The sequence below is a fragment of the Rhodopirellula sp. JB055 genome (genome assembly GCF_043100905.1).
Classification (GTDB): domain Bacteria; phylum Planctomycetota; class Planctomycetia; order Pirellulales; family Pirellulaceae; genus Rhodopirellula.
In genome coordinates, this window is record NZ_JBICHO010000613.1 from 1 (window position 1) to 3495 (window position 3495).

Genomic DNA, 3495 nt, shown 5'->3' on the forward strand with positions numbered 1-3495 from the left:
TGCCTGTAGCCTTCACCCAATCCCCTTCAATACGCGGAAGAATGGGGTCTTGCAGAAAGTCGTGCGCCACCTCACTGTTTTTCTCGCAAACCATATCGATGTGCGACTGCAGCACCACCGGCGGCCGGTGGACGAGGCGACGAGTCCAGGACTGGCGTCAAAACGAAGGACTCGTCGCCTAGTCCACTACGGTCAAACCTAACTTTCAATTTTGATAAAACACTCGTGAATCGGAGGACGTTCGACCTGTATGATCTGGGGTGCTAAGCTTGTTTTGTTCATCATCCTTCGCCCGTTCACTGAAAGACGAATGTTTCAATTCTCGATTCGCTCGCTCCTTGGTTGGACGCTGTTCGCGGCGATTGCGTGCGTGCTTTTGTTAGAGGGAGTGTTGCCTGCGGCTTTGACTGTTCTCGCCTGGCTGCTTCATTTCTGTGCGATGTTCATGCTCCCGGTGGTTATCTTTGAGGTTCATGGCCATCGAAGGCGTTTCTTTGCCTCTGCCTTTGCGTTCAATTTTGCGTTCTTGATGTGGAACCACAGGCACTGGGATGATGACGCTTTTGGAGTGCTATCAGTGTTCGGTTTCGCGGGGGCATATCTCGCCGGCACACTTTCGGCTGCGACCTACTGCTCGATTGTGTCACCCGGCAAACCGCGTGGTTACTGGCGGCCACTGGACCTGATGACACGTCTTCTGATCTGGTGCTTTGGCACAAAGCCGAGCCCGGACGATCACGCCTGATTCTCTCCTAAGCAGGCATGACTTGCTCGACAGGTCTGCATTACAAAATTGGTTTCGTCTTTCCTGTGGGGTTGCTTGCCAGTCATGACACGAATTTACGCTCTTCTCTTTTGGCTTTTTCTGCCTGCTGTTCCAGCCATCTCTCAGTCTGAGCGGAACGCGAAACCGCTGACCGCCAAGGCAAACGAAAAATGGGTGATCAAATGGAACCGTTCGGACGACTTCAAGGGCGACGGGGTCAATTGGCGTAAATGGAATCAACGTCCCGAGAATTTTAGTGCTTGGACCTGGGACAACGATTCCAACGCCACGGTTGCGGACGGAGTGCTCACGCTGACGGTTCGGCGTGTTGAATCGAAAGAGGGGGCCACCGATGTGCTGCGGGACCAAAGTGGGAACCCCACACCGTTCACATCTGGCATGCTGAAGTCGTATGCGGCTGGAACCTATGGGTACTACGAAGCAAGGATCAAGGGATCGTCGGTGTTCCCCGGGGTGTGCCCGTCGTTCTGGCTGTACAGCAAGATTGATGATTCGATCGTATCAGCCGGGGAGGTTCGCTACAGCGAAATTGATATCGTGGAATTGTCTCAGCGTGGCGATCGCGTTGAAGGGAACGAGCGAATCATGGATCACAATCTTCACGCGATCGTGTCGAATGGCAAGGTGGGAATCGCCGGGCGAGGATGGCAAAGACCGAATGATCCACGCTTCCAAGACACCCAGGCAAATGAATACAAAGCACCATTCAATCCAGGGGACGACTTCCACACGTACGGATGCAACGTCGGTCGCGAGGAGATTGTCTGGTATGTGGATGGAGTCGAAGTGGGGCGCAAAAAGAACACTCACTGGCATCGCGAAATGAACGTGGCAATCTCACTCGGACTGCGCGAGCCTTACGCGGTGTTTGCGAACAATCGTTTGACCGCGAATCAGAGCATCGCGACAAATGAGTTTCCGACGTCGATGGAGGTAGACTACGTCCGTGTTTGGGAACTCGAAGAGTGAATGGTGTTGGGCGATCGGGGCTTTCGATGAAAGGTGAGGGAATGGACTTCAATCCGATCGGGCACCTGAAGAAGATGCGGGATGATTGGCGAGTTGTTTGGCAAGCCCGCGGGCGATCTGAGGGTATTGTTCGAGCACGTTTCGACTTTCGGTTGAGTCAGTCCGGTGGTCGTAGAGTTCTTCGGCAATCAGTTGACCGTCCTTGATCGATCTCCACTGCGTGTATCGCCAATCCGACGTGCGAACAGAATGCCCCCAGGCGGTCCATTTTTCTCGTGGCGCGTAGAAGGGATGTTGGTGGCGGGTGAAGGCCGCATGCTTGAGCGTTTGGTTCGGGTTCTCGAGTAGTGATGAGACGTCGGTGCCTTCGAGGCTCTTTGGCGAGTCGTCGCGAATCCCGGCGAGAGCGGCCAAAGTTGGGTAGAGATCAATCAACTCGGTTAGGCAATCGGTTCGCTGCCCCGTCTTGTTGGCACGCGGGTCGGCGATGATCAAAGGAACCCGAGCATCCAATTCGAAGTTGCTGGTTTTCCCCCACAGTGTTTTCTCGCCGATGTGGAAACCATGATCCGAGACAAAGGCGACAATGGTGTTGTCGCGGTGCTCGCTCTCGTCGAGTGCGTTCAAGATCAGGCCAAGTTGGGCATCAAGGAAGCTGATCGACGCGTAGTAGCCGTGGCGAAGGTGTTGCTCTAGCTCGGGTGCTAGATTGCCTTGTTTGGGAACTCCGTCGTACCCATGCACTTCTCGTGACGCGTGCATGGCGATTTCGGGCACGTTGGTTGGTTTCGTTTTCAAGAGGGGGCCCGAAATCTGCTTGGGATCGTAGAGGTCCCAGTATTTTTTGGGGGCTACAAATGGCAGATGCGGACGCCAAAAACCAACGCCCAGAAAGAACGGGGCCGAGTCATCGGGATAGTCACGGATGACGGAGGCTGCCAAACGAGCGATTTGGCCATCGCGGTAGGCGGTGTCGGGCACGTCAAGCGTTTCCGTCACGGGGGCTTTCTTTAGCTTCCGAGCACGCAAGGCGACGGGCGTGTTGGAGTGCACTGTGTCGGCGGCATGCGTTCCTGCGTGGAAGACTTCGTCCATCGACCATGATTGGCGGTCTTGCGTGTCGCCCATGTTGTGGAAGATCTTGCCGATGTCTTGGCTGTAGTAACCATGGTTCTTGAAGTGCTGAGGCAGTGTCACCAGCGACGCACCGTTGGGCGCGGTCTCGCGAAAACTTTTGCGGAGGTCGTCGACACCCACGGTCTCAGGACGCAACCCGGTTAAGAACGAGGATCGCGATGGGTTGCAGACTGCTTGCTGGCAATAGGCTCGATCGAATACCAGCCCGCGATTCGCGAGAACGTTCAGATTCGGTGTGATCGCGTTGGGGTCACCATAGGGGCCGATCGCACAATTCAAGTCATCGGCAACGATCAGAAGCACATTGGGAGAGTCTGCACCCAGTGCTGGGCGGAACAGGAACAACACGAGCGCGAAGCCAAGCAGTGTTGCTGGTTTCGGAACGCGATTCAATGCAAACTTCTTTTGAACCAAAAGCAACCTAATCACCTTGAGTCAGCCGGGGGAATAGACACCAGTCAGATGAATGTCCCCAATCTTAACCAGGATTCAAGCTGAGTTTGAACGCAACCACTGGTCTTATTCTCTTGGGCGCCAGTGCGGCGATGGCGATTCCATTCAGAAAGACGACAAGGTGAGCCCCGTTTGCGATTTTCATGGTG

General features: G+C 54.8%; 2 protein-coding genes. One reads left to right on the forward strand and one right to left on the reverse strand.

Features of this window, described 5'->3' with window-relative positions; genetic code table 11:
* Positions 1-829 precede the first annotated feature (829 nt).
* The gene (locus ACF8AM_RS23995; protein ID WP_392558077.1) at positions 830-1756 is read left to right on the forward strand and encodes a family 16 glycosylhydrolase; all 927 of its coding nucleotides are present in this window, start codon (positions 830-832) and stop codon (positions 1754-1756) included.
* A gap of 48 nt (positions 1757-1804) precedes the next feature.
* On the opposite strand, the gene ACF8AM_RS24000 is transcribed toward ACF8AM_RS23995, so the two are convergent.
* Positions 1805-3286, reverse strand: a complete 1482-nt coding sequence (locus ACF8AM_RS24000) for a sulfatase (protein WP_392558078.1) — start codon at positions 3284-3286, stop codon at positions 1805-1807.
* Between the last annotated feature and the right edge of the window lie 209 nt (positions 3287-3495).